Below are 24,534 nucleotides of genomic sequence, written 5' to 3'. Positions count from 1 at the left end.
TTGTCCGCGGCCGGCGCTCGGGTTTTACGATGTGAAGGTTCCGAATCCCCAGGGGGGTCATGGCGTCGCGGCAGTACCAACGAATCCCACCGGGCCCTAAGCCACGGCTCAGCCGGGACGACATCGTCGACGAGGCGCTGCAGATCTTGGCGGTCGGCGGACCCGATCAACTGTCACTGCGTCGGCTCGGAGCTCGGCTGGGCGTGACCGCCCGCACGTTGTATGGCTATTTCGACTCGAAGGATTCGTTGGAGTCGGCACTGGTGGAGCGCGTCATGCCGGCGCCGCCGCCGCTGGATCCGGCTCAGCCATGGCATCAGCAGCTCCGCTCCTACGTCCTGCGAATCCATGACGCCTTCGTGGAACAGCCCGGAGCGGCGCAGCTTTTCGCGGCGCGTTCGGCACGCAGCAGCGCCATGGACCAGGTACGGGAATACTTGCTGACACTATTGGTCGACGGCGGCCTGGGCCACGCCGACGCGATTGCCGCCCTGGGTACCTTGAGTCGCTACCTGATGGGTTGCGTCGTCATCGAGGCCGAGCGTCATGCCGAGGTCGGCGTCAAGGTCGACCGGTTCACCACGCTTCCCCGTGAGAAGTTCCCCGTACTCGCGTCCTTCGCCGACGAATACGCCGGGCGCGACTCGGAAGAATCGACGCGATATGGCTTAGATCTGATCCTGGCAGCACTGCGCGACGTAGCGGGACATGGTTCAACGAGTGACCAGGCCGACGGAGGGCAGCGGTGTGCGAATCACTGATCGACTTCATCGGGCGATTTCGATGCCTCAGAGGCGGTAGTCGGTGGATCCCCACCGAGAATCTCTGGGGCGCTGAACGCCGGCGAGCCGGTGAAGGTTCCGATGGCGGTCGTGAACCCGCCCGTGATGTGCGCGATCCCGAAGTCGCACAACGCCGGCTCGCCGAAGTCGGTAAACAAGATATTGCCCGGTTTGACGTCCCGGTGCAGAATCTCGAGCCGGTGCGCACCCTCCAGCGCGCCGGCCATCTTCACTCCGAGCCGCAGCGTCTGCTCCAACGACAGCGGCCCGACGCCGCGAATCCGTGCCTCTAGCGACCCGCGCCGGTGGTACTGCATCACCAAGAACGGGTAACCGCTCGCGGTTTCCCCGACGTGCAGAATGTTGACGATGTTGGGATGCCCGGTGAGCCGCCCCATCGCGCGCTGCTCGCGCAAAAACCGCTCGTGGTTCTCGTCGGGCTCGGTGGTAAGGACCTTCAATGCCACGACTCGGTCAAGCGCGGCTTGGGTGCATCGGTAGACGATGCCGAAACCACCTCGCCCGATTTCCTCGGCGTCAACGAATCCGGCCGCACCCAATTCCATGGCGACCGTTAGGCCGACATCGCGTTGTGTCGTGAACGGATCGCTGTTCATCCCCCAACTCCCTGCGATACATGCGAGCTTAGCCCGCGGTCGCGGACGTGGTTATCGCATTGGGGCAGCCTCTGTCGCCTCGCAGTGATTGGCTAGGTGATTTCGTTCAATCGCCCGCTCGCGAGGCACGGCCCGTACGTGAGATCTTCGGCGCACCCCCGAGGATCTCGACGCGACCGGTTGTGCCGTCCACCCGTACCCGCATGCCATCTCGCAACGTGGTGGTCCCGTTGCGGGTGCCGGCGACACACGGCAGTCCCAATTCGCGGCACACGATGGCGGCGTGGCTCATGGCACTTCCGACGTCCGTGACCACCGCTTCAGCTAGCGGGAATAGTGACGCCCAGCTGGGATCGGTCGCCCGGCACACCAGAACCGTGCCCTCGTCGATGTCCGCCTCGTCGAGATCGTGAATGACACGCACGATTCCCTCGGCGATGCCGCCGCTGACCCCGAGGCCCTCCACCGTGTGGGGCCAACAGCCGACCTGTGTTTCGCCGGCCGGGGTGGCGACGTCGAGGGGGGGCTTGCCGCGCCAGACGTGTGGAAGGACGATTCGGTCGAATGCCGCGTGGTCGGACCGACGCTGGTTGACCAGGTCGGGCCAGCGGTCACGGTCGCCGCGGGCGATCTCATCGATTGTCAGGAACCGGACGTCCGCGGGATCGTCGAGCACTCCGGCGCCGGCGAGGTCACGACCCACGATCCGCGACGCCGCTCTCGCGCCGTCCACGGCCCGCAACATGCTGGCACGTCCGGTTTCGCGCCACATCGGTGCGTGCGCCGCGAAGCGCACGAGTGCGCGCGCTGGGATCGACCGGATCGGACCGAGGGCCTGTTCGAGGCGCTGCACGGCGGCGGCATGCTCGCGGCGCCGCCGAATTACCAGCTGATCCACGTCCTCGGTGGCGTGGCGTGAGCGGTAGGTGGCCGCCAGCTCGACAACTGGTCTCGAATCCTCCCGCCACACAACCGATTCCACCAACCCCTCGCGCGGCCCGTGGTAGCCGTGCCGGTGCAGAAAATCCTCGACGGAAATTTTGTCGGCCGACAGCTGCCACAGGTCACGGACCAGATCGAACTCGGCGGTCCCCTCCTCACTCTTGATCAGCTCGTGCTGCAAGCCCTCGAGCCCGGCGTTGATCGCCATCGTCTCGACTCGACCCATGACCCCCTGGCACGCCATGGACAACACCATGTGAATGACCAAGATCGCCTCAAAGCGGCGGCGCGCCTCGACCAACGCGCGCACCGCCGAATCACCGGTCAGCCCTTCGGGTTCGAAGACCGTGGCCTGCCACCACCGCGCGGTCTCATCAGCGCACGGCTGGAGCTCGCGCATCGCGCGTCGCAGCGCGACGGGAAATTTCGCCAGGACAAACGGATAGCGCCGCATCTTGCGCAGACCGGTGGGTTCGGGGTCGCCGCCGCGCTGCACCGAGCCGAAAAGCTGCGCCTCCATCAAGGCGGCCGAGCCGCCCGGCACCCGTGCGGCCATTCGGCCCATCTGGTCGAGGTTGGCGATGGCATGGCCGTAGGCCACAGACAGGAAGCGAGCATCGACGTCGTCGGGAATCGGGCGCTGCGATTCCGGCAGGACACCGAGATCCACCCAGCAACCGCGCATCGTGGCCTCGGTCGGCGGGAAGTACATGGAATAGGTGAGCGGCGTGACCGTTCCGGGCAGGCCCTCATCGACATTGGCTGTGGTCCAGCGCAGCCGGGTGCCGGGCCAGTGCACCGGGCTGGCAGCCAACTCGCCGGGTGTGAGGTTGGCCGTGGGTGGCGGCTGCACGTCAGCGCTCCCTCGTCACCGCGAGCTGGGACGGCGGGTAGTCGGGTACAACCCCGAGAGAACCCTGAGCGCTCAGCGCGCGGCGTGCGGAACACACGGACAGAAACATGCTGCTCAGCAATATATAATTATCATTAAATTTTGTGCAACCCTAAACTTTCGCGGCCACAGGCTGTTTGATCAGCCGGCAGATCTCGGCCGAAGCCTCGATGGTGGCCTCGGGTTCAACCGGCACCAGGATGGGCCCGAAATCGGCGATCAGATTGATCGTTGAACCCGCTTCGACGAAGGGCCTAATCTCCTTGGCGATATCGTCCGGAGTGCCATAGAAGAACGTCTTGCGCACCATCTCCGGTGTCACTCGGTCGGTGACCGCCTTGAGGTCGTCGAGCGTCATCGAATTCGGTTTCATGTGGAAGGCGTAATGCCAGTCGAGCGGCATCACCGGTTCGATTCCCTCAGGCTCCCAGTCCCGCTGGTTGATCCGGCCACCCGTTGCCGCGTACCACTTCACCAACGGGTTGTCGACGTACTGCTCGAAATCGTCCTTGCTCTTGGTGATGAACGCGATGTGGTGTAGTGCGAAATGGAATGGGTCGTCGCCGCGACCCAGGTCCTTCAGCGTCTGTTTGTGCCCTCGGACCAACTCCCCGAAGCGCGCGGGGTCGGCGTAAACGAACGGCGCGCCGGTGCCGAAACCGTCGGCGTATTTCAGTGCCATCTCGGTCAGCCGCGGGCCGCCGCCCATTGCGATGACCTCGGGCCGGTGATCCTTGCCGGCGTTGCCGATGAACGCATCTTTGAGGTTGAAGATCTCGCCGTCGAAATCCACGGGCTCGCGAGCCGTCCACAGCAGCCGCAACACCTGCAGGGTTTCGTTGAGTCGCTTGAGACCCAGCGAGCGCTTGCGGCCGAAGGGCCCGATGTTGCGCATCTCGCCCGCACCCAAAGACAACAACGCGGAGCCCGCTGTCGACGAGGCCAAGGTCAGCATGGTTTGCGCCAATTCCGGCGCGTCGCGCCGCAGCGCGTCGGTGCAGATCGCAAATCCCAACTGGTCGACACCGCTGAGCGCGAACGCCATCGTCACGAACGGATCCTGCAGGGAATCGATATCGGGGAATTCCGCTGCCAGCGGCGTGTTCTCGGGGACGAACAGCTTGTTGGGCCACCAGCTGGTCAGCTGATCCCAGATCACCGCGTAGTCGATTTGGCCCGTGGCCTGTAACGCGGCCGCATAGGGGCCCGCAACCTTGGGATCGATGTGCCTGGAGGCCCAGATACCAATGCCGGCACGGATTTCGTTCATGGCTGCTCCCACCTGCGACGCTGCTGTGGCGACAAACTAATGATTTTGTAAATACATACGCATTAAACGTAGATGCGAGCATTCCACAATGTCAACAGCTACCCTGCTGTTTATGGCGAGCTCCAACGTTTCACCGCCGACTGCACGCGACGCCGCCCGTGGCCAGGTTCTGGATGCGGCCCGCCGGTGCTTCCTGCGCGACGGATTGCGCGCTAACACAATGGAAGACGTGGCGCGTGCAGCGCAGACATCGCGACAAACCGTGTACAAGTACTTCTCCGGGCGGCGCGAACTGATCGAGGCTGCGATCGCCGCGCGCATCGCCGAACTCGCCGACGACATCCTCGCCCGTGACTGGAGCACGATGACGTTGGTCGAGGCGTTTGTGGCCCGCGCCGCGGCCATCGTGCAGTCGATCCGCGACGACCATGAACTTGGCGTTTTGCTCGGCGAAGGATCGCCGCTCACGCTGCATGAGGCGCTGTGGCAACCGTCGGTGCGGCAGCGGGGGCTCACCGACTGGCGGCCATGGCTGCGAGAAGCCAGACGCGCCAGTCTGATTCGCGGCGACGTCACCGACGACGATCTGTACGACTGGTTGCAGACCGTGCTGACGTCGGTGATTCTGCGCCCCACTCCCGACCCGCCCTACGAGCGAATGCTTATCGAGACATTCTTGCTGAAGTCGTTGAGCGACGGCTGATTCAAGGTGCCCGCAGCCGAGCGCGGGCCTGCTCGGTCGGCATGCAGGACCAGTCCTCACCGCCCGCGCTGACGCCGTCGAAGGTCCAGTTCATGCCAGCGCACAGCTGGTAGGTGCGGTCGTAGACGGGCCACACCAGCGTGTTCAGGTGCGTCCCGGTGGCGTCGAGCACGCGGCCCCGGTCGTCGATGGCGTGCAGCTCCGCGCGACGGGCACTCAGGTCGGGCCCGCGCTCGGAGACGCGGCACGTCCCGCCGGTGACAAGCCCGCTCTCCCCGTCCCGGCAGTAGTAGCCGAAAGCGACGGCGTCGTCGACTCCGAGAACCGGATCCTGCGCGGGCGGTTGCGTGCTCACCGACAGCACGGAAAAGTAGTTGCGCTCTGAGGCGCAACACCACATCAGCTCCATCCGACGAGCGGCGACCGCATCGCGCGGACCCCACGACCGGTCGCGGATCGACGGCTGGTCGACCACGATCGTCTCGCCGCCGACGGTCACGGTGCCGGTCATCTGGCCGTACTGCTGATAGTGGCCGTTGGTGAAGCCCTCCGACTCTGTCGTCCAACCGTCAAGGCCCTGGTTCTGGCCAAACGCAAATGGGTGGGTGAGTTTGCGCCACTCCAGATCGAGATCCAGCGCGCCACGGTGGCGAATTCGGAAGTGCCCGAAGGGCTCAACCATCTGCACCGACAGCCCGTTGTCGAGCGTGAAGTCGAACATGTCCGCACCGGCGGGCAGCGCGAGATGCCGGTTGTAGTCATAGCCCAGGCAGTCGTACTCGCTGCTCCCGGAAGCATCCCAGACCTTCACGCCGCCAGCGGAAAGGTTCATGTTCGGCCGGTGGAAGAAGTACACGTAGATGGTGGTCCGGCGTTCCGGCAGGACGAGGCCGAACCAGGCGCTCTCGTTCCAGTGCGGATGGTCGCTGCGAGCATGGAAGTGTTCGTCCGCGGCGTCGATGTCAATCGAATGAGTTGCCTCAACCGCCATCTCGCTCAGCCTCTCTCGCGTGAGGTCATTCAGCTATGACTTGACGAAGACGTCGAGGCCCATGAGAACCAAGAAGACGACCAATACGTAGCCCTCGAACAACGCCCGCAGGGCGAACGGGGCGGACCGCACATCCATGAAGTGCAGGCCGATCAGCCGCACCTTGAACATCGCGATGCCCACGATGATCACCGCACCCACCGAAGCGAATCCGGCACCCTGTTCGACCCCGACCAGAAACGATCCGAAAGTCAGTGCCAGCAGCAGCACCCACACCAGCGTTACACGACGGGTCGCAGTCATCGTCACCTCACCAGATAGAACAGGGCGAACAGCACCACCCACAGCAAATCGACCATGTGCCAGAAGATTCCGCCGGTCTCGCACAGTCGCGCCTGCTTATCCGCGAACTCGGTCTGTCGGATAACGACGATCAATCGGCCCAAGACGGCGAGACCAATCACCACATGCAGCAGATGGATACCGGTGAACATGAAGTAGTACGAGAAGTACTCGCCGCTACCCACCCCCTTGTCGGCGGCGAACAACTGGGTCCATTCGACGGCCTTGACGACGATGAAGCCGGCCCCGCAAGACATTGCGGCCGCGACCAGGCGCCAGGCGCCCGCTCGCCGTCCGGCGAGGACCCGCTGGACGGCCAGCACCACCAGCAGCGAACTCAACAGCAGCAGAACGGTATTGATCGTACCGAGCGCGACGTGCAGTTCGGTGTGGTCGCTCGCGAACACCGCACGGTTCTTACCGCGGGAGTACATGAAGGTCGCGAAGAACAAGGCGAACACCATCATGTCGCCCAGCACGAAGACCCAGATCCCCTCTTCGCCGGGGATTTTCCGCGGTGAATCCGCGGCTGTCTGCTGCACCCGCGATTGCCGGAGTAGTGTCATCGCTGCAACTGACTCCGCCGCGGCTCATTCTCGTTCTCCGGTGCGGCCGAGGCGATCGAGCCGCCTTCCGCGGCGCCAACGCTCACCCACAGCTGCCACGCCATGATCAAGAACCACGCTCCGAAGAAGACCGCGACCAGCCAGAATGCCAGCAGACCGTTCCAGGCGAAGACGCCGTTCTTGAACAGCACCACCAAACCGCCTGCGGCAAAGATGAATCCACACCAGACGTTGAAGTAGCCGAACCACCGGGGCCAAATCTCGTGTTTCGCACCGAAGATGGCGAACCCAATGGCCAAGCACTGGATAGTGGCGGCCGGCCAGTTCATAACGAACGGTAGCCAGCCGAGGTCGTTGAGAGCCTGGGTGATCTCTGGATCGCGCTCGGGACGGTAGGACGCGGCGGCGAAGGAGAAACACGGCAGGATGATCGCCATCACCGCGATCGCCACCCCAACGAGTTCGGTATAGGCAAGCGCGGAGTGCCGGCCGCCCTCCATCTGCCTGATCCGGATCGCGATGAGCGCCCCGAATGGCGCCTGCAAACCCGAGGCGGCCAGCATCACGACCAGCCCCAGCCGCTTCAGGCCGGTATTCGTCGACCAGAACTGGGCTATCTCAGTGGCGTTGCGCATCGGAGATATCGGCGGAAACAAACCGATCATGATCATCGCGGGGAACAACAGCAGCACGAACGCGGCGCCGCAGAACGCCATCGTCTTCTGCATCGCTGGTGTCATCGCAGAACTCCTTTGTTCCCGGGGTTCACATCAATGCGTCCCGAATTGCCCTCGCGTCGTGGGTCGCCTGGGGCTGGCCCGGGCGACCCACGACGACTTCGATCGTCCGGGGCTCAGACCCCGGCTTTGTCCGAACGAGGAGCGGAGGTTGCGCCGTGCGCAAACACCACGGTCGGGCCGACGAGCAGCGCCTGAGTCGGGTCCTCGGGGTCGGTGGCGATGCCGTCACCGGGTTTCACCCCGCCCTCCTCGCACATCTTCTGCCACATCGCCGCCCGCGTCGAGCGCTTCGGCGTCAGTTTTCCGTACGCGAAGATGCGCCACAGGGTCCAGTTCGGTGCCGGCAGAGACTGCGGCCGCCCGACGAGTTTATGCAGGACCAACATCCAGCCGACCATCATCGCCATCATGATCGTTGTGGCCACCCAGCGGGCCGCGACCGGCAGCGTCGAGTTGTGCGCGAGCAGGTGAATCCAGCCGATCCCGAAGTAGTTCATCATCATGCCGGTCGGCGCCACGAGCAGTAACCACAGTTTGTGCGCGCCCTTCAGGCGCGGCACCGCAAAGGCCAGCATCGCCCCAATGGTGACGAACGACCCGCCGTTGATGAACCCCCACCAGTAGGGGAAGCCGAGGAATTTGAATGGCTGCACGCCGTAGTACTCGTAGGTCCTCAGGTTGATGCCGATGGTCTCCATCAGCGCGTCGGTGGCGATACCCAGCCCGAGCAACATGACGAAGTGCTTGGCATGGGCTCCGTTGCGGATGACGAAATAGCAGAAATACGCCTCGAGACCGAGGAACGCCACGTAGCACAACGGGATGAGCGCGGGGACGGTGATGCCGAAGTTGGTGAACGCGGGTACCAGGTTCTTGGCCCAGTGCAGGTGGCCCAGCATGTCGAGCATGGGTTCGCACTGGCTGCAGATGAATCCGCTGGCGATCACCAGCAACGGCGTGTAGTTCCTGCTCCGCGCCGCTGCCCTGATCGCCCAGGGCAGCGCGAAGATCACGGCGGCCGCGCCGGCAACAAAGAAAAAGGTGATCTGGGCCGGGGCGCTCGCGATGAAGTCGCCCGGGCTCGGCTTGATATTGGGAGGCCAGCCTTCCTGGCCGACCAGCGGCCACCAACTCTGACTGAGCATCGAACTCATCGATATCAACCTTTCTGACTGTTAAGGCGTACGCGGTTGCTGAGGTGCGGTTTCCCGCACTTCCAGTCGCCGGAAACCCCCCTCGGCTGGTGTGGATCAGCTCACACTAACACGCTGTTCAGACAACGTGTATACCTCGTTTTAAATTTGCTTATATTCTTCTTCTGAGGCCCGGTGACGAGCGCAGATCAAGGTAAGGTTCCGGCGATGACCGAAATGGCGCGACGTGCGATCGGTCGACGACGGGTGGCGGATACCGACACGGCCTCAGCGGCGGAAAGTATCTTCGCCGCCACTGCGCGCCTCCTGGCGCGGCAACCGTTCAACGACATCAGCGTCGCGCAGATCCTCTCTGAAGCAAAGATTTCACGGGCGACTTTCTACTTCTATTTCGCTTCCAAATTTTCCGTGCTCAGCGGACTGCTCGAGCGCGCGATGAACGACATCTTCGAGACCGTGCAACCGTTCTTGGCCCGACCCCCCGAGGAATCGCCGACAGCTGCCCTGCAGCGCAGTATTCGAGCTGTCACGCACGCGTGGCACCGTCACCGAGCGGTACTACAGGCAGCGAATCACCACTGGCACTCCGAGCCGGAACTACGCGATCTGTGGTTGGCCATCGCGGAGCGCTTCATCGCCGCCGGGGCCGTCGAGATCGAACGCGAACGCGATGTGGGACTGATCAGTTCGCCGGTGCCCAGCAGAACGCTGGCCGCCACGCTGTTCTGGGCTACGGAACGAGTTCTCTACATCGCGGGCCTGGGAGTTGAGCCGGGGCTCGCCGACGAGGAGGCTTCCGTCGACGCGTTGGTCACCATGTGGCGGGGCACCCTCTACGTGTCCTGATGAGCCGGCCGGCCCGGTTTGTCTCACGCGCTATCTCGGCGACATCCAGCGCGCGCCGTTCAGTTCTGGCCGGCCAGCGCCGCCCGCCGAATTACCGGCTCCCCGCGGTCCCGACGCGCCTCAACGATCACCAAATAGGCGGTTACGCAGATCCAGATGAAGAAAATCGCCACGCCGATACCCCAGACGATGATCCCGTTCCAGGCCAGCGGTCCCTCCTTGAAGAACACCACGAATCCCGCGGGGAAGACACCGAGAACGGCGAAGAAGTTCAGGTAGGCGTACCACCGCGGATACACCGGTGCCGAATTGCGGTCCTGCAGCACGATCGCACCGATGATCGCGTTCTGGATGAGCACGGTGGTCGTGGTGCCGATGAAGGTCAACCACGCCACATCGTTGAGCGCCTGGGTTACCGCGGGGTCGCGCTCCGGTCGGTAGGCCACGCCCTGCCAAAGCATCAGCGGCAAGATGATCTCGAGCACGGTGCACGCCGCGGCTGCGAGCTGCGCGTAGACCAGAGTTCGCGGCGCACCCTCGATGCGGCGCATCTGAGCGGAGATCACCGCGTAAAACGGTGCGAGTAAACCTGTTCCGAGCATCGCGATGAACAAGCCGATCCGCCTTGCCACCGTGTCGTGGGCAAACCAGGCCGCGACCTCTGTCGCGCTCAGCGAAGGTGCCGGCGGCCAGATGAAGTGCCCGATGGGCAGCAAGCCGATGAAGAACAACAGCGTCATCAGTGGCCCGCACCAGGCGCACACAACTTGGTTGCGATACGTCACAGCGATGCTCCCTTACGATGATCTGCCAGGCGTGCCACCTCGGCACGCAACTGCTGCACCTGCACAGCCAAATCCTCTTGCGGTGACTGATTTTCGGGCGTGGAGCCTTCGGCGCGAATGGCCTTCAGCATCAACACAGACATGGTGACCATCCAGATCGCGAACACGGTCAGAGGTAAGTACCAGGTGAACAACCCGTTCCACGCAAACGGCCCGTCGTGAAAAAAGACAGCAATCGTCCCGGGCGTGAACAGCACCGCCACCCAGTAGTTGAGATAACCCGCCCACCGGGGAAACACGGGGTTCGGGCGCCCGTCGCGGGTGTCGAGGAAGATCGCGGTGCCGATCGCGACGGTCTGCAGTATCGGCGTCGAAGTGATGCAGACGAACAGAAACCACGCGGTGTCATTCATCGCGAGCAGCACTTGAGGGTCGCGCGCGCGATAAGTCATGGACTGCCAGATCATCAGCGAGATGATGAATTCCAGCACGAACAACGCGCCGACGGCCAGGTTGGTATAGGCGAGCGCCCCGACGTGACCCCGCATGCGCAGCATCAGAGCGGTGATTGCCGCGCTCCAGGACGCCAGCAGCGCCGACGCGAACAGCGAGACGATCATGCCGCCCCGGATCCGTACGGCATTGTCGGTGAACAGCTGTCCTAGCTGTTCACCGGTGAGCTTTGGCGCAGGCGGCGGGATGAAGCCCGCAATCACCCAGAACCCGACGAAAAATATTATGATGCAGGCGATTCCGCTCCAGGCGCAGATGCGCTGAGCCGTCGTGTTCATCGGATGACCTCTCCGTTGAGGCTTATTACTTCTCGGCGCGTTTTATCAGCTGCACGGTGCCGGCCGTGCCGTCGACGCGGACCAGGTCGCCGTCGCGCAGCCTGCGAGTTCCGGTGCGGGTGTTGACGACACAGGGCAGCCCAAGTTCCCGTGCGACCACCGCTGCGTGGCTGAGAACACTGCCGATATCGACGACCAGCGCCGATGACACGAACATGATGGACGCCCAGCTGGGGTCGGTGGTGGGGGCGACCAGGATCTCACCGGGCTCGACCTCGACCACCGCCGGATCGTGGATCACCCGGACAGGCCCTTCCACCACACCGCTCCCTGCCGCTATCCCGGTGAGCACCACGTCGTCCCCGGAACTGTCGTCCGCGCTCTGGATCACGGTGGGTTGTGGTGTGCCGCGCCACCATGAGGGCAGTTCGAGGCGCTGATACTCCGCGCGCCTTTCGCGCCGTCGGTCGACCAGACTCTGCACGTCGCCGGGCAGACCGTGGACGATTTCTTCCACGGTCAGATAAAAAACATCGCTTGCATCCGCAAGTGCACCGCTGATCGTGAGATGCTCGCCGACCCGACGCGCGGACGCACGAGCGACGTCGAGCGCCTGCAGGAACGACGCCTTGCCCACCCCACGCAGAGGGATCGTGCGCGCAGCGTGGTTGAGCAACAACCGGACTCCGGGGCGCGCAGTCGCCGGCAGCGCCGCGAGCAGCTCGGCTTGCACCTTCGGGAGGCGCGCGCGAGCCGCTCGCTCCCGGGCCAGCGGACTCGCTTCTTCGTCGGTGGCGGCGTAACTCTGGATCACCGCGGCCACCGGGGCGGGGTTCTCGCGCCAGACCCGGCTCGAAATCTCGCCTTCCAGGGGACCGTGGAAACCCTGGTTGGCGACGACCTGCTCGAGCGTCAACTCACCGCGTGAGGCCTTCCAGATGTCTTCGATCATCGACATTTCCGCACCGCCGGTGCCGGAAAGCACCCCGACGTCGCCTATTCCGGTGCGCTTCACCAAGGCGGTGAGCGCATTGACGAGCGGGGTGATCGCGGCGAACAGCGCGATTCCGTGCGCGGTCATGGTCTCGGAGAACCGGCGTGTCGCACCGTCGAAGATCGCAACGGCCCCGGCCAGGTCCGTGTCGGTCAGCCGCGGGATCTCGTTGCGCCACCACGCATCGACCTGCGGCGCCAACCGCCGAACCCTGCCCGGCATCGTCAATGCCGCATACGGCAGCCGGTAGGCGATGACGGGATAGCGTCGCATCGTCGGGGCGAAGGTCATGGTCGGAGGGGCCTCGCCGAGCATCCCGGCGATGGCGACCGCGCCCGTGGTGCCCGGCATGCGATCGCCAACCGTGGCCAACCACTCACTTCGCATGGCGATGCGGCCGAAAAATGTGGTGATGATCCGGTCGGGCCCCGCCGCGGGCTGCATGCGTTCGGCGCTATCGAACACACCTATCGCGTAGGACAAATCGCGGCACATGCGGTCGCCGATGTCCGACCAGATCGACCAGCCGAGCGGCGTCGCGACTCCCGGCAACGCCTCACCGACATTGACAGTGGACCAATGGGTTTCAGCTCGGCCCGGCTGGTGGAGGGGATTCCAGACATCCGTCATGCGTCTTTACCCGATTTTGATTGAACGCTCGGTGTGGCCGTAGCCGACTTCACCGTCCCACTCGAACCGCGACAGGTTCTCGAAGTTCGCGGTCGCCGTGACGGACGGGTCATAGCCGATGCAAATATCGTTGGGGCCGTCAAAACCGTTCGGGAATGGGTGCAGGATCTCCGCGTTGATCCGATGCTCGCCCAGCTCGAGCACGTAGGGATCAGCGTGTTGGGAACGGTCGGTCAATACCGGCGAATTACGCAGGTCTACTGCGGTCAACGTACCGTTCTCCTGGACCACAGCACGAGTCAGGTACTGACCGTTGACCACGAGGTGCAGCAGAATAAATCCGCGGCCGCTGGGGAAATTCGCCCAGGACCAGATGTGGCTGGCGAAGGTGGTGAAGTCCCTTGCGCCACTGGTGTGATCACGCAGGCCCTGGCCATCGAACGGAATCGACTGCCCCCCAATGCTGATCGTGCCCTTGACACCGACGAGCTGCTCGTAGTGCAGTTTGCCCCACTTGTGGGCATCTTCGACCTCGCCCCAATCCCAGACTCCCCCAAAGCAGTCCAGGGTGACATCGAACCCGACGCGTTCGTGGCGCTGGTCGGTGACCATGCCGTGATACAGCTGGCCCACCGTGGTCCGGATCGAGCCTCCGTCACGACTCATCCGCCACTGCCGGAACGGCTCGACACACTGGAAGGCCATGGTCGCTCCCCCGGGGCCTCTCGGCGTCTGGCCGCGGCCATAGCCCTTGTTGACGAGTCGTTCGCCGTCGGGCAGGTACACAATCGACAGCTCGCGCCATAACGTGGAATCGAAAGGGGCGCGGCCGAGATGGGTCCACAACCCCACTTGGCTGCTGGGATCGTAGGCGACGAAGCAGTAATTCTCGGTCCACAGGGGGATGTTGTCGGGATAACTCTGCGCCGGGAACTCGCGCTCCGGCTCCAGTCCCTGCGGCGGGGCCAACGATGCGCTCATGCTCGAGCCTGGCTCGAATCCCAGGCCAGCACCAGCTTTTCGGGACCACGGAACAGCAGCGCGTCGCGCTCCCACTCGAGCTCTTCGATCCGCAGTCCACGCAACCGGGAAAGCAGTGCCTCGACGGCGATGCCGATCACCGCACGGGCCATGTGCTGTCCCGGACACTTGTGTGGGCCGTGGCCGAACGCGAGATGATCGGATGGCACGTCGCGGGTGATGTCGAAGGACTCCGCGTGCGGACACCAGCCTTCGTCGTGATTGGCCGCGGACAGATAAACCATGATCGGCGTGTCGGCAGGAATGTGGTGGCCGCCCAGCTCGATGTCCTCGGTCAGCAGCCGGTGCGTGCCGTGCACGGTCCCGACGTGCCGCAGAATCTCCTGGACCGCATTGGGCAGCAACGACATATCCGATTGGAGCGCGGCGAGTTGCTCCGGGTGGCCCAACAGCGTCGCCATCGCGTTGCAGATGGACAGCGCGCTGGTGTCGTGGCCGCCGACATAGATGCTCCACAGGTTGGCGATGAGTTCGTCTTCGGTCAGCGTGCCGTCGTCGGCTTCGGCGATCATGCTATTGACCAAGTCGTCCTCTGGCTCGGCGCGCCGCTTGGCCACCAGACCGCGGAAGTAGTTATCCAGCGCGATCATCGAATCGTTGGCGACCTTCAGCTGATTGGCGTCCAACGGCAGCATTTGGATACCGAGTTTGAACCCGTGCATCCACTCGTGGATGTTGGCCTCGTCCTCATGCGGGACGTGCAGAAGCTGGCTGATGGCCGACAGCGGCAGAGGCGAACCATAGGCAGCCATCAGTTCGACCCGGCCCGGCCCGCCGTCGGGATCGGTGAATGCGTCGATCAGTTGGTGGGCGCGATCGGCGATCGCCGGTCGAAGGCTGTCCACCAGGCCCGGCCGGAAGTTGCGCTGAAATGTTCTACGCACCCGGGTGTGGTCCTCGCCCGCCTTCATCAGGACGCTGTCGGCCATGATCGTGAAATACGGTTCATCGACCACGCCATCACCGTGGCGCATTCGCTGGAACTGTTCCCAACGGAGATCACCGTCCCTGCGCGCCAACAGCTCCCAGGCCGGATCGTGTGCGGTCACGATGAACGAGCCGAGCGCTTCGGCGTGGAACACCGGATCGATCGCGCGCAACCGCGCAAAGATCGGGAACGGGTCGACGGCGAGCTCGGGGTCGAGCGGGTTGAAGACGTATTGGTCGTCCTGTGTGGTCATCGGTTCCTCCAGGCCTCGATCAACTCGGCGTTCTGAGCGGGAGTGCTCCCGTAGGTGGCGATCTCGTCGGCGCCGGCGTCGCGGAACTGCTGTAACGACTTGACGCACTCGTCCACCGAGCCGATCGCGCAGCTGTCGATCATGTACTCGTCAGGGATCAGTTTTGCGGGCTCCAACAACTGGTGGCGGTGGAAGAGTCGGTCCGCCACCTTCTCGTTGGCGGCCAGTTGACGATGCGCGCGCAGCTTGTGAATCACCTCCATGTCCCAGCCGTTCTCCTCGATCAGGGTCTCGCCGTAGCCCGGGTACTGCAGATAACCCACTGCCCGCCCGTGCGCGAGCGAACGTGTCTCGATGTCGTCCAGCCCGGGCGCGGTAATGACCGCTTGGCAGATCCGGATCTCTCTGGGATCCCTACCAATTCGTTCGCAGGCGATGCGGATGCGTTCCACCGCTTTGAACGTGGCCTCCGGAGTCAGCACGGGTGGCAGCAGCACCCCGTCGAACGACGAAGCCAACAACGCGGCACCTTTGGCCCGGGCGAACGTGCCGAACCACACCGGCGGCTGTGGACCGGGCACGACCTCGGAGAACGCCAGCGCCGGGAATCTGCCAACCGGTCCGTCATAGTCGACCGTCTCGCCGCGCCACAAGCTCCGCAGGATGCCGACGTAGTCGGCAACTTCGCGATACGTCGGCATCTTCAGGCCCATGTCATGCCAAATTGCATCGGTACCGCGGCCAAGCCCCAGCGTGAAACGTGGGCCGTAGCAGGCCTGCATCGTCGCCGCAAACGCCGCCATCAGCCAGGGCTGGCGCGTTGGTGGGCATACCATCCCGGTACCCAACTCGATGCGTGATGTCAGGGCTGCGGCGCCGGAGAGGATGACATCAGCCTGCTTGATATCCCATCGTTCGGACAAGAAGACGGCCCGGAATCCGAGTTTCTCAGCTTCGACGGCGTCTTGGATCCCAAGGGCAGGCGTTCGCACATCTGACTCGTAGTCGACGTCACCCTGTACTGCTCCGACCGCACCCGAAATCACGTAGGCGCTCAGGTCGTCCGCGACCTCGCCGATCACACCGTCGTTTATCGTCATAGCCACCTCGACAACCCACTTGGCACCCATATCCACACACCGAGGAAGGGGCGCTGCGATCCTTGACGCGGTATGTACAGTAAAACTAATTCTTACACTTGTAAAGGGAAAGCTCGATGACCCCAGATGAGCGCCGCCGTCGCGGCCCGAAACCTACGCTGAGCCGCGAAATGGTGATCGAGGCCGCTCTGGAATTGGTGGACGCTGAGGGACTTCCGGCATTGAACCTGCGCAAACTCGCCGGACAGATGGGGATCAGCGCGATGGCCCCCTATCACTACTTCGCGGACAAGGGCGATCTGCTCGCGGCGATGATCGGGCATGCGCTCGCGCCGCTTGCCAGCGATCTGGACCCAAACCTGGCCTGGGACGACCAGATTGGCGCCGCCATGCACGATTTCCACGACACGCTGAAACGCCATCCCGGCGTGGTCGAGCTGATCATCGCAGAGGCCGACATGGTGCGGCTCGACGATTTCCGCCAGGGCCTCATCACAACGTTGCGCAAGGCGGGCCTGTCACAGGCCCACAGCGCGGACGTGTTGCGCTCACTGACCAGTTACATCCTGGGATACACCTTGCTGGACCGGCTCCGGCCCAAGCAACCGGGCCGCACCGACCCCCCGGCGTCCTTCGATATGGGGCTGGAAATGATGATGCGCTCGTTGCGCGAGGACGTCAATGGACGCCAACGGTCCGGCAAATCCCGGTTGGGTGGAACCTAGCCCGGTGCGACACTGACCCGATAGCACCGGCGAAGTCGGTCGACGATTGAAATCGACTGTGTGGGGCACCATATCATCGCGTCGGCCGCCGCCGGATCGCGCGCCGGCCTTCGTCTCCTCTCACGCACGGCCTTGGTGGTGGTCACCGCTCGACATGTCAGAACAGCCTGCGCACCACACCATGTTCGGCGAGCCCGAACCCCGTGGTGCCATCGGCCATGGTGAAGGACGCGAATTCGTCGAAGCAGCTCATCGCCGGCCCGGCACGCTCGTCCCCCATCGGCACCCAGAAACCGGCGCGCCTGCCCTGCGAGCGCAATTCGAGCACTTCGCCGTCGGCCAGCTTCAGCGTCGCGCCGGCGCACAGCCCCGCGGCATCGCGGGTGATCGCCATCCCCTGCACCGGACGGCACCCATGCTTGTCAAGCACGAAACCGTCGACAACATCGTGCTCCGTGTCTCCGAGGAACCGCATCACTGTCACCGACACGTCCGCGAATGCCACGAAGACCCAGACATATTCGGAGATGTTGACCGATTCGTCTCGGTGGCCCCACGTGCGGTCACGGATCCCCCGCCCGTCGATCGCGGTCTCGCGTCCCTCGATCCGGCAGTGTCCGGACACTGCGACGGTGGTCTGGAAGTGCTGAAGCGGTTCGCTGCCCATGCGCGGGATGACGCCCTTGGAGCGGAAGTCGGCGATCGCGAGGAGCGGAGCCGTCTTCAAATCCAGCTCAATACCCGGCGCGGCGGCCACGGCGCGGCCGGATCCGAGGTCGAAGGACATGCTCCTGCTGCTGAACGATCCCGGCTCGAGCGGTTCGATGATCTCGCGCATCAGGCCGTCGACGCTCAAGCTCAAGCGCGCCCTTCTGCCTCCGCTGTTGGGTGATGTGGAGACGTGCAACGTGCCGCAGACATTCCGCGCCGGATCCCAGAAGGACAGAAAGGCATTGTCGCGCCACGGTGCGTCGCCGCCCGGATCGTCGCCCCGGATCGGTTGAGCAAGCGGCCACACCCTCGCGGTTCCCATACTTTACGAGCGTAAAATATTGCGATAGCTTCGGCAAGCATGACCGGCACCGACCCACTTCACTGTCCGGGATCGTCCACGACCCACTGGACGACAGACAACGTCGGCGAAGCCATGCCCGGCGTCGCGAGTCCGCTCGGCTGGAGCATCTGGGAGTCCGGCAGCGACCCGGCTAATCGCGAAATGTTCTTTCGAATAGGGATTCTCACCCGCGCGGAGCGCGACTGCGGTGGCCCGATCACAGAGCCCGTGATCCGAATCTTCCTCGGCCGCATAGCGATGTGCATGGAGTGGCTCGGCACGGTCGGCGATCGCATGCCCGGGACGACCGGGCCCGACGCCATCACCGGAGTTCTCGGTCGGGTGCCCGACACCATGACGTTCACGCCCACCCGCAGGCGCTACCCCATCATCGCCGCCAAGATGCCCATCGCGGCTCGCCGCGCGATCCGCGAGATGCGCGCGCTTTCCGAGCCCACGAAAGAATGGTGGAAGCGCAGCGTCTCCGCCGTCGCAACCGCCGACGAGGCGACCGCACGCGCCACATTGATCGACGGTGCCACCCGATACCGTCACCTGGTCACCCAACAAGGATTGGTGCTGTTCGCCGCCACCACGCCGGTGACACACGCACTCACAGTGTTGGTGGCCCGCGCCGGCGTCGGCGACCTCGGCACCCTCAGCGGCACCGGCGGAGCAGAGATGCGCATCGTCGAGGATCTCTGGCGCGCGTCGCGTGGTGAGATCGGCATCGACGAGGTCGTCGCCGAACACGGATATCACGGGCCGCTGGAGGGTGAGGTGGCCAGCAGGGTGTGGCGCGAGGATCCGGAACCGTTGCGGCGCATGGTCGTCGCATATGCCGAGCGGGGCGACGACGAAGACCCGATCGCTCACAACGCGCAGCTGCGCGCGCAACTGCCGCAGATGCAGCGTGAGGTGATCCGGGCGCTACCACGCACACACCGGGCGGCGGCCCGCGCCATCCTGACTTTGGCGACCCGGACACTGCCCATGCGCGGCGTAGGCAAAGCCGCTTTCGTTCAGTCGCTCGATGTGACGCGGGCCGCGGCTCGCCGACTCGGAAGGTTGTATTCCGACGCAGGCCGCCTTGACGATCCGGAAGACATCTTCTACCTCACGCTGGCGGAACTGCGCTCGGGGCTGCCCTCAGACGCCCGGGACCTGGTTGCGACCCGAAGGGGCCGCCGCGAGGACTACCGGCGCATCCGATTGCCCCATTCATGGCGCGGCACACCGGATCCCGTTGACGCCGACACCTGCCGCGCCGCTATCGGTGACGTGATCTCAGGCGTGGCCGCGAGCGGCGGTCAGGTCGAGGGCACGGTCCGAATTGTGACCGATCCCAGCTTCGCCGAAGTGGAACCGGGCGAAATCTTGGTCAGTCACACCACCGACCCGAGCTGGGCGTCGATCATGTTCGTCTCGGCAGCACTCGTCGTCGATATCGGCGGAATCGTCAGCCATGCGGCCGTGGTCGCCCGTGAATTGGGCATCCCCGCCGTGGTCAACACCCGCCATGGCACGGAACTACTCCGCGACGGGGACCGCGTCCGCGTCGACGGCGCCGCCGGCACAGTCGAGCTACTCGAACGGGTCTCGATGCCTGTCGGGTAAAAGTCCCATCGGCACCGTGCGACATGATGCACTGGAAATACTCACTGCCGCACCAGCATTGGCTGCCTCTGCACGTCGGCGGACCGCGATGATGATCGACGCACATTGTCGGTGCCGCGCGGATGGACAATTTGCGGCCACCAGAACCAGCGGCCCAGCAAGGTAGCGATCGAGGGCATGAACAACGTTCGGACGATCAGGGTGTCGAGCAGTAGACCCAATGCGATGGTGGCACCCATCTGGGCTACGATGCGGTCGTCGCTGCCCAGCATCGAGGCCATCGTGAAGGCGAATACCAGGCCGGCAGAGGTGACCACCGAACCGGTGCCGGCCATCGCCCGGATGGTGCCGGTCTTGAGCCCAGCGTGGATCTCGTGCCTGATGCGGTGGACCAGTAGCAGGTTGTAGTCGGATCCGACGGCGAGCAAGATGATAAGCGCGAAAAGCATGACGGAAAAGTGGAGCCTGATACCGAAGAGATCCTGCCAGATGAGCACGGAGAGTCCGATGGACGCCGCTATTGAACTCGCGGCGGTGCCGACAATGACGAACGCGGCGACGAGGCTTCGAGTCAGCACCAGCATGATCATGAAGATCAGGGTGAGCGAGGCCACCGCGGTGATCATCAGGTCGTAGGTGTTGCCGTCGTGCATGTCCTTATAGGTCGCGGCCGTACCGCCGAGGTAAACTTTCGCACCCGCCAAGGAGGATTGCTTCAGGCCCTGCTGTGCCGCGGTTCGCTCCGCATCAACTCGCGAAATGCCTTCCGGTGTAGCGGGATCTCCCTCATGGTTGATGAAGAAACGCGCGGACTTGCCGTCCGGTGACAAGAACATCCTCAGGCCCCGCTGAAATTCCGCGTTGTCGAAGGCCTCCGGTGGCAGATAAAAGAAGTCGTCGTTTCTGGCGGCGTCAAAACTCTGCCCCATGGCGATGCCGGTGTTGCTCATCGCCTCCATCTGGCTGATCATCGCCTGGAAGGTGCTGTGCGCCGCCAGGGTTAGCCCGCGAGTCGTTTTCATGCTGGCCAGCATCGGCGGCAGCAGCTCGGCCATTTCGTGGGTGAGGGTGTCGGTGCGCCTTATCTCGTTTGTCAGTTCGTGCAGCTTCTGATCGAGCTGGTCGACTCCGTCGAAGGCATCGAAGATGGACCGGAACGACCAGCAGACCGGGATGTTGAAGCAGTGCTTATCCCAATACAGGTAGCTGCGGATCGGCCGCACGAGGTCGTCGAAATCTGCGATGTGATCCCGCAATTCATCGGTAATGGCCGCCGTTTCCGCGGTGTCGCGGGCCGTATCGTGCGTCACGTCGGACAGCCGCTTCGTGATGTCGTACAGCCGCTGCATGTAGTCGATCGTGACCTGCTGCTCGTCGGCCATCTTCAGGATGTCGGCCATCCGGTCTTTCAAAAACCCCATGTTTTGCATGGTCGTCTGGCTTTGCATGCTGTTCATAAACGGTATCGAGCTGTGCTCGATCGGAATTCCCAGGGGCCGGGTGATGCCTTGCACCATCACGATGCCCTGGACGCGCAGCACGTTTTTGGTCACTCTGTCCAGCACCAGCATGTCGGCGGGGTTGCGCATGTCGTGGTCGGCCTCGATCATCAACATGTCGGGGTTGAGCCGCCCCTCCGAAAAATGCCGCTGCGCAGCCGCGTATCCGACGTTGCCCGGAGTGCTGTCCGGCAAGTAGTAGCGCTCGCTGTACAGCGTCTTGTATCCGGGCAATCCGATCATGCCGACCAGAACGGTCACCCCGCTGACGGCCAGAATCGGCGCGGGCCAGCGTACGACGGCGGTACCGACCCGCCGCCATAGTCGACCCTGACGCGCCAAGTTGGGCTCTAACAGGCCAAATTTGGTGGCCACCACAAGGACGGCCGGCCCTAGGGTCAGCGCCGCGGCGACGACGACGATCATCCCTATTGCAACCGGGACCCCCATCGTGGTGAACCAGGGCAACCGCGTAAAGGTAAGACAATACGACGCCCCGGCGATCGTCAGACCCGAACCCAACACGACGGGAGTGACGCCGTGAAAGGTGGTGTAATAGGCAGCCTCGCGATCCTCACCGGCCGCGCGCGCCTCTCGATAACGTCCGATCAGGAATATCCCGTAATCGGTTCCGGCCGCGATGGCCAACATCGTCAGGAGAGACGTCGCGAATACCGCGAGCTCCATCAAGTCGTAATTGCCGAGCACCGCGATGACACCCCGAGACACCGCTAACTCGATCAGTGTCACGAAAAGCTGGATCAGGGTGGTGGCGACCGAGCGGTACACCAGAAACAACATGATCGCGATCGCACCGAGGGTGAACGCAGTGATTTTGTTGATGCTTGCGTTGCCGATCACGTACTCGTCATAGCTGTGCGCCGTCGAGCCGGTGACATAAGCCTTCACCCCGGGCGGTGCCGGCATCCGATCCACGATATTGCGCACTGCCTCGACGGACTCGTTCGCCAACGTGGTGCCTTGCTCACCGGCGAGGTTCAACATCACGTAAGCGCCCTTGCCATCGGCACTTTGGACTCCGGCCGCCGTCAGCCGATCGCTCCAGAAGTCCTGAATGTGTTGCACATGCTCGGGATCTTGCTTCAACTGATTAATGATGCTGTCGTAATAGCGGTGGGCCGCCGCGCCGAGTTCCTGCTGGCCCTCCAGGACGATCGTGACCGTGCTGTTGGAGTCGAATTCCTTGAAGTTGTGCCCCAAGCGCATCATCGCTTTCATCGATGGCGCATCCATGGGGGCCATCGGCGCCGCGTGCCGCTCCCCGACCACCTCGAGCTGGGGCGCAACCATGTTCACGACGACGGTCAGCGCGACCCAGCCGATGATGATCGGCACCGCAAGCCACCGGATCAGCCGGGGCAGGAACGGTCGTTTCACATCCATACTCGTCTCGGATGCCGTCGACGTGCGGTTCGACACAAGTGTCACTGTCCAACCCCGAATCGCCGAAACTGTTGAGTTCCAACGCCGCGGCAAGCGCAGATCAACTTTCGGGGCAGCACCACGAGCACCCCCGAGCAACAGAACGATTTAAGTACGGTTAAAAACACGGTGGATGGTTTCTACCACAGGCTTTGCCGTAGGGTCCAGCTTTCGGCCAACCCCCTAGCAAACTCAGATTTAGCGTGACGCTTTCACGGCCGGTTCCACAATTTCCACCCGGCCGGCGTCGCCGTCCACCCGGATCAGCTGACCGTCCCGGATCCGCCGGCTTCCGACTTCGGTGCCACACACGCAGGGAATACCGAGTTCCCGGGCCACAATTGGACCGTGGCTCAACAAGCCCCCATGATCGGTCACGACGGCCCCAGCGACCAGGAACAATGCCACCCAGCTGGGATCGGTGGTCTCGCATACCAGGATGTCGCCCTCGTCCAGTTCGGTGGTTGCCGGGTCCTGCACCACCCGTGCTCGTCCGGTGACCACGCCGGGGCTGGCGGCAACGCCCGTTAACGGACCGGTGCTGTCGTGGGTAGCAAGGTCCTGCACCGTGGTGATTTGCGGCCGGCCCGCCCAGGCTTGCGGCAACCGGCGCGACTGGCGCTCCGCGAATCGCTCGCGCCGACGGTCGATCATGCTCAGTTCGTCGCCCTGGCGGCCGCTGTGCAGGGCGCCATAACTGAGGTGAAAGACGTCGTCGGGTTGCGACAGCGATCCGGCCGCCACCAGGTCCGCACCCAACCGTCGCACGCAAGAGCGGGCCACGTCGAATGTCATCAGGTAGCCGGCCTTACCGTGCTCGCGCAGGGCCAGAAAACGCGCCGCGGCCCGTATCGTGGCGTCCACGATGGGCCGCTGTAACACGGGCGCGGCGGCCCTCACCCGCGCCATTGCCTGGCGCCGCGCCACCAGCTGCGCAGCGCTACGCCGGTGTGGTGCCCGCGGATGGTCGGCGTCGATCGATCGGTAGTCGTCCAGCCGCGCCAGGATGGGCGAGGGATCCTCACGCCATGACACGCCAGCGAGCTGGCCCTCCTCGCGCCCGTGGTAGCCGTGGCGATCAGTGAAGCCGCGCAAGGTAATCCGGTCGTGCGCGAGGGCCCAAAGGTCGGCGGCGACCTGATTCTCGTCGGCACCCACGCCGGACAGCACCGCGGTTTCCAGCTCCGGGTGATTGAGCCGAGCCAGCATTGCGGTGACCCGCTCGGCCAATCCCGAGCTGACCAGCGCCACCACCAGGTGCAGGATCATGATCTTCTCGAAGTGCGCACGCGATTCGTCCAGCAAAGCCAGGCATCCGGCGCGGTCCAATCCCTCGATACGTGCCAGCGCGTCGAGCCGCCAGGAGCGTAGGTCGGCGACCATGTTGTCGTGGGCCCGCGGCAGGGTGGCCACCAGCAACGGCGCCTTTGCGATGATCGAGGGATAACGTCGCCGCGAATTGTTGTCGACGGTATCGGGGCGCGCGTAACCGAACAGTTGCTGTTCAACCGCGGACGCTGAGGTTCCCGGCATCAGGCCGGCAATGTCACGAAACTTGTTGATATTGGCGGCGGCTCGGCCATCGAACAAGGTCCAGCACATGTCCTCGGCGCGCTCGGGCAGATAGATCTCGCTGGCCTTGTACACCCCGAGGCGGACGAACATCTTCCGGAACGCCATCTCCATGGGCTCTTCGATGAACGTGTATCCGAACGTGGTGAAGACGCCGGGGAAGGCCTCGGCGACATTGCCCGTCGTCCAGGTCAGCGCAGGATCGATCTCGGGATTGTCCAGCTGCCGCGCAACGACAAATCGACTACTCATCGGCG

Annotated in this window: 22 protein-coding genes and 1 pseudogene; 6 read left to right on the top strand and 17 right to left on the bottom strand. The window is 64.0% G+C overall.

The genetic code is table 11. The features are described from left to right. The first annotated feature begins 59 nt into the window (after positions 1-59). Positions 60-761, top strand: a complete 702-nt coding sequence (locus EPN51_RS18190; protein WP_293045060.1) for a TetR family transcriptional regulator — start codon at positions 60-62, stop codon at positions 759-761. A 26-nt stretch (positions 762-787) separates the two neighbouring features. Here the strand turns inward: EPN51_RS18190 and EPN51_RS18185 are convergent. From EPN51_RS18185 to EPN51_RS18175, 3 genes and pseudogenes are all read right to left on the bottom strand, one after another. Continuing rightward, positions 788-1,399, bottom strand: a pseudogene (locus EPN51_RS18185) (serine/threonine-protein kinase); the annotation flags it as partial. 106 nt (positions 1,400-1,505) lie between these two features. Then, entirely contained in the window at positions 1,506-3,194 is a 1,689-nt protein-coding gene (locus EPN51_RS18180) for a PEP-utilizing enzyme (protein WP_293045059.1), read from the bottom strand. A 151-nt stretch (positions 3,195-3,345) separates the two neighbouring features. Continuing rightward, positions 3,346-4,503, bottom strand: a complete 1,158-nt coding sequence (locus EPN51_RS18175) for an LLM class flavin-dependent oxidoreductase (protein ID WP_293045057.1) — start codon at positions 4,501-4,503, stop codon at positions 3,346-3,348. A gap of 112 nt (positions 4,504-4,615) precedes the next feature. On the opposite strand from EPN51_RS18175, the gene EPN51_RS18170 reads away from it, so the two are divergent. After that, complete coding sequence (locus tag EPN51_RS18170) at positions 4,616-5,206, top strand: TetR/AcrR family transcriptional regulator (RefSeq protein WP_293045056.1); 591 nt, start codon at positions 4,616-4,618, stop codon at positions 5,204-5,206. A 1-nt stretch (position 5,207) separates the two neighbouring features. On the opposite strand, the gene EPN51_RS18165 is transcribed toward EPN51_RS18170, so the two are convergent. The 5 genes from EPN51_RS18165 to EPN51_RS18145 form a co-directional block, all read right to left on the bottom strand. Next, a complete protein-coding gene (locus tag EPN51_RS18165) occupies positions 5,208-6,197 on the bottom strand; it encodes a hypothetical protein (protein ID WP_293045055.1) in 990 nt (329 codons plus the stop codon). A gap of 33 nt (positions 6,198-6,230) precedes the next feature. After that, positions 6,231-6,500 carry a cytochrome C oxidase subunit IV family protein gene (locus EPN51_RS18160; RefSeq protein ID WP_293045053.1) on the bottom strand — a complete coding sequence of 90 codons (270 nt, stop codon included), beginning with the start codon at positions 6,498-6,500 and terminating at the stop codon, positions 6,231-6,233. Positions 6,501-6,502: 2 nt separating this feature from the next. After that, on the bottom strand, positions 6,503-7,105 hold the full coding sequence (locus EPN51_RS18155) for a cytochrome c oxidase subunit 3 (RefSeq protein ID WP_293045051.1): 603 nt from the start codon (positions 7,103-7,105) through the stop codon (positions 6,503-6,505). After that, positions 7,102-7,845, bottom strand: a complete 744-nt coding sequence (locus EPN51_RS18150) for a hypothetical protein (RefSeq protein ID WP_293045049.1) — start codon at positions 7,843-7,845, stop codon at positions 7,102-7,104. The genes EPN51_RS18155 and EPN51_RS18150 overlap by 4 nt, the downstream gene beginning before the upstream one ends. Before the next feature lie 113 nt (positions 7,846-7,958). Continuing rightward, the gene (locus EPN51_RS18145) at positions 7,959-8,999 is read right to left on the bottom strand and encodes a hypothetical protein (RefSeq protein WP_293045047.1); all 1,041 of its coding nucleotides are present in this window, start codon (positions 8,997-8,999) and stop codon (positions 7,959-7,961) included. 207 nt (positions 9,000-9,206) lie between these two features. Here EPN51_RS18145 and EPN51_RS18140 point away from each other — a divergent pair, with 207 nt between their 5' ends. Then, a complete protein-coding gene (locus tag EPN51_RS18140) occupies positions 9,207-9,845 on the top strand; it encodes a TetR/AcrR family transcriptional regulator (RefSeq protein WP_293045045.1) in 639 nt (212 codons plus the stop codon). A gap of 59 nt (positions 9,846-9,904) precedes the next feature. Here EPN51_RS18140 and EPN51_RS18135 read toward each other — a convergent pair whose 3' ends face one another. From EPN51_RS18135 to EPN51_RS18110, 6 genes are read right to left on the bottom strand one after another with little or no spacing between them, the layout of a single operon-like run. After that, positions 9,905-10,630 carry a hypothetical protein gene (locus EPN51_RS18135; protein WP_293045043.1) on the bottom strand — a complete coding sequence of 242 codons (726 nt, stop codon included), beginning with the start codon at positions 10,628-10,630 and terminating at the stop codon, positions 9,905-9,907. Further along, complete coding sequence (locus EPN51_RS18130) at positions 10,627-11,421, bottom strand: hypothetical protein (protein WP_293045041.1); 795 nt, start codon at positions 11,419-11,421, stop codon at positions 10,627-10,629. The genes EPN51_RS18135 and EPN51_RS18130 overlap by 4 nt, the downstream gene beginning before the upstream one ends. 25 nt (positions 11,422-11,446) lie before the next feature. Continuing rightward, positions 11,447-13,045 (bottom strand): PEP-utilizing enzyme, encoded by a 1,599-nt coding sequence (locus EPN51_RS18125; protein ID WP_293045039.1) that lies wholly within the window; start codon positions 13,043-13,045, stop codon positions 11,447-11,449. 6 nt (positions 13,046-13,051) lie between these two features. Continuing rightward, complete coding sequence (locus EPN51_RS18120) at positions 13,052-14,026, bottom strand: hypothetical protein (RefSeq protein ID WP_293045037.1); 975 nt, start codon at positions 14,024-14,026, stop codon at positions 13,052-13,054. Beyond that, positions 14,023-15,267, bottom strand: a complete 1,245-nt coding sequence (locus EPN51_RS18115) for a cytochrome P450 (RefSeq protein ID WP_293045035.1) — start codon at positions 15,265-15,267, stop codon at positions 14,023-14,025. Before EPN51_RS18115 ends, EPN51_RS18120 begins: the two co-directional genes overlap by 4 nt. Then, on the bottom strand, positions 15,264-16,367 hold the full coding sequence (locus EPN51_RS18110) for a TIGR03857 family LLM class F420-dependent oxidoreductase (protein ID WP_293045033.1): 1,104 nt from the start codon (positions 16,365-16,367) through the stop codon (positions 15,264-15,266). Before EPN51_RS18110 ends, EPN51_RS18115 begins: the two co-directional genes overlap by 4 nt. 116 nt (positions 16,368-16,483) lie before the next feature. On the opposite strand from EPN51_RS18110, the gene EPN51_RS18105 reads away from it, so the two are divergent. Continuing rightward, positions 16,484-17,092: a TetR/AcrR family transcriptional regulator gene (locus tag EPN51_RS18105; protein WP_293045031.1), complete on the top strand. Its 609-nt coding sequence runs from the start codon at positions 16,484-16,486 to the stop codon at positions 17,090-17,092. A gap of 157 nt (positions 17,093-17,249) precedes the next feature. Here the strand turns inward: EPN51_RS18105 and EPN51_RS18100 are convergent, their stop codons facing one another. Further along, on the bottom strand, positions 17,250-17,879 hold the full coding sequence (locus tag EPN51_RS18100; protein ID WP_293045029.1) for a hypothetical protein: 630 nt from the start codon (positions 17,877-17,879) through the stop codon (positions 17,250-17,252). Between EPN51_RS18100 and EPN51_RS18095 the strand changes: the two genes are divergently transcribed. Both EPN51_RS18095 and EPN51_RS18090 read left to right on the top strand, forming a co-directional pair. Further along, on the top strand, positions 17,878-18,096 hold the full coding sequence (locus EPN51_RS18095) for a hypothetical protein (RefSeq protein WP_293045027.1): 219 nt from the start codon (positions 17,878-17,880) through the stop codon (positions 18,094-18,096). The genes EPN51_RS18100 and EPN51_RS18095 overlap by 2 nt on opposite strands. A 68-nt stretch (positions 18,097-18,164) precedes the next feature. Beyond that, complete coding sequence (locus tag EPN51_RS18090) at positions 18,165-19,763, top strand: PEP-utilizing enzyme (protein WP_293045026.1); 1,599 nt, start codon at positions 18,165-18,167, stop codon at positions 19,761-19,763. Positions 19,764-19,804: 41 nt separating this feature from the next. On the opposite strand, the gene EPN51_RS18085 is transcribed toward EPN51_RS18090, so the two are convergent. Together EPN51_RS18085 and EPN51_RS18080 are read right to left on the bottom strand one after the other, a co-directional pair. Next, on the bottom strand, positions 19,805-22,660 hold the full coding sequence (locus EPN51_RS18085; RefSeq protein WP_293045024.1) for an MMPL family transporter: 2,856 nt from the start codon (positions 22,658-22,660) through the stop codon (positions 19,805-19,807). Between the two features lie 243 nt (positions 22,661-22,903). After that, positions 22,904-24,529, bottom strand: coding sequence for a PEP-utilizing enzyme (locus EPN51_RS18080; protein WP_293045022.1), 1,626 nt, complete (start codon positions 24,527-24,529; stop codon positions 22,904-22,906). Positions 24,530-24,534 lie beyond the last annotated feature (5 nt).

The sequence above is a fragment of the Mycobacterium sp. genome, from assembly GCF_004298145.1.
Taxonomy (GTDB): domain Bacteria; phylum Actinomycetota; class Actinomycetes; order Mycobacteriales; family Mycobacteriaceae; genus Mycobacterium.
The sequence above is the reverse complement of the archived record's forward strand: the minus strand, read 5'-3'. Positions and strand labels throughout refer to the sequence as shown.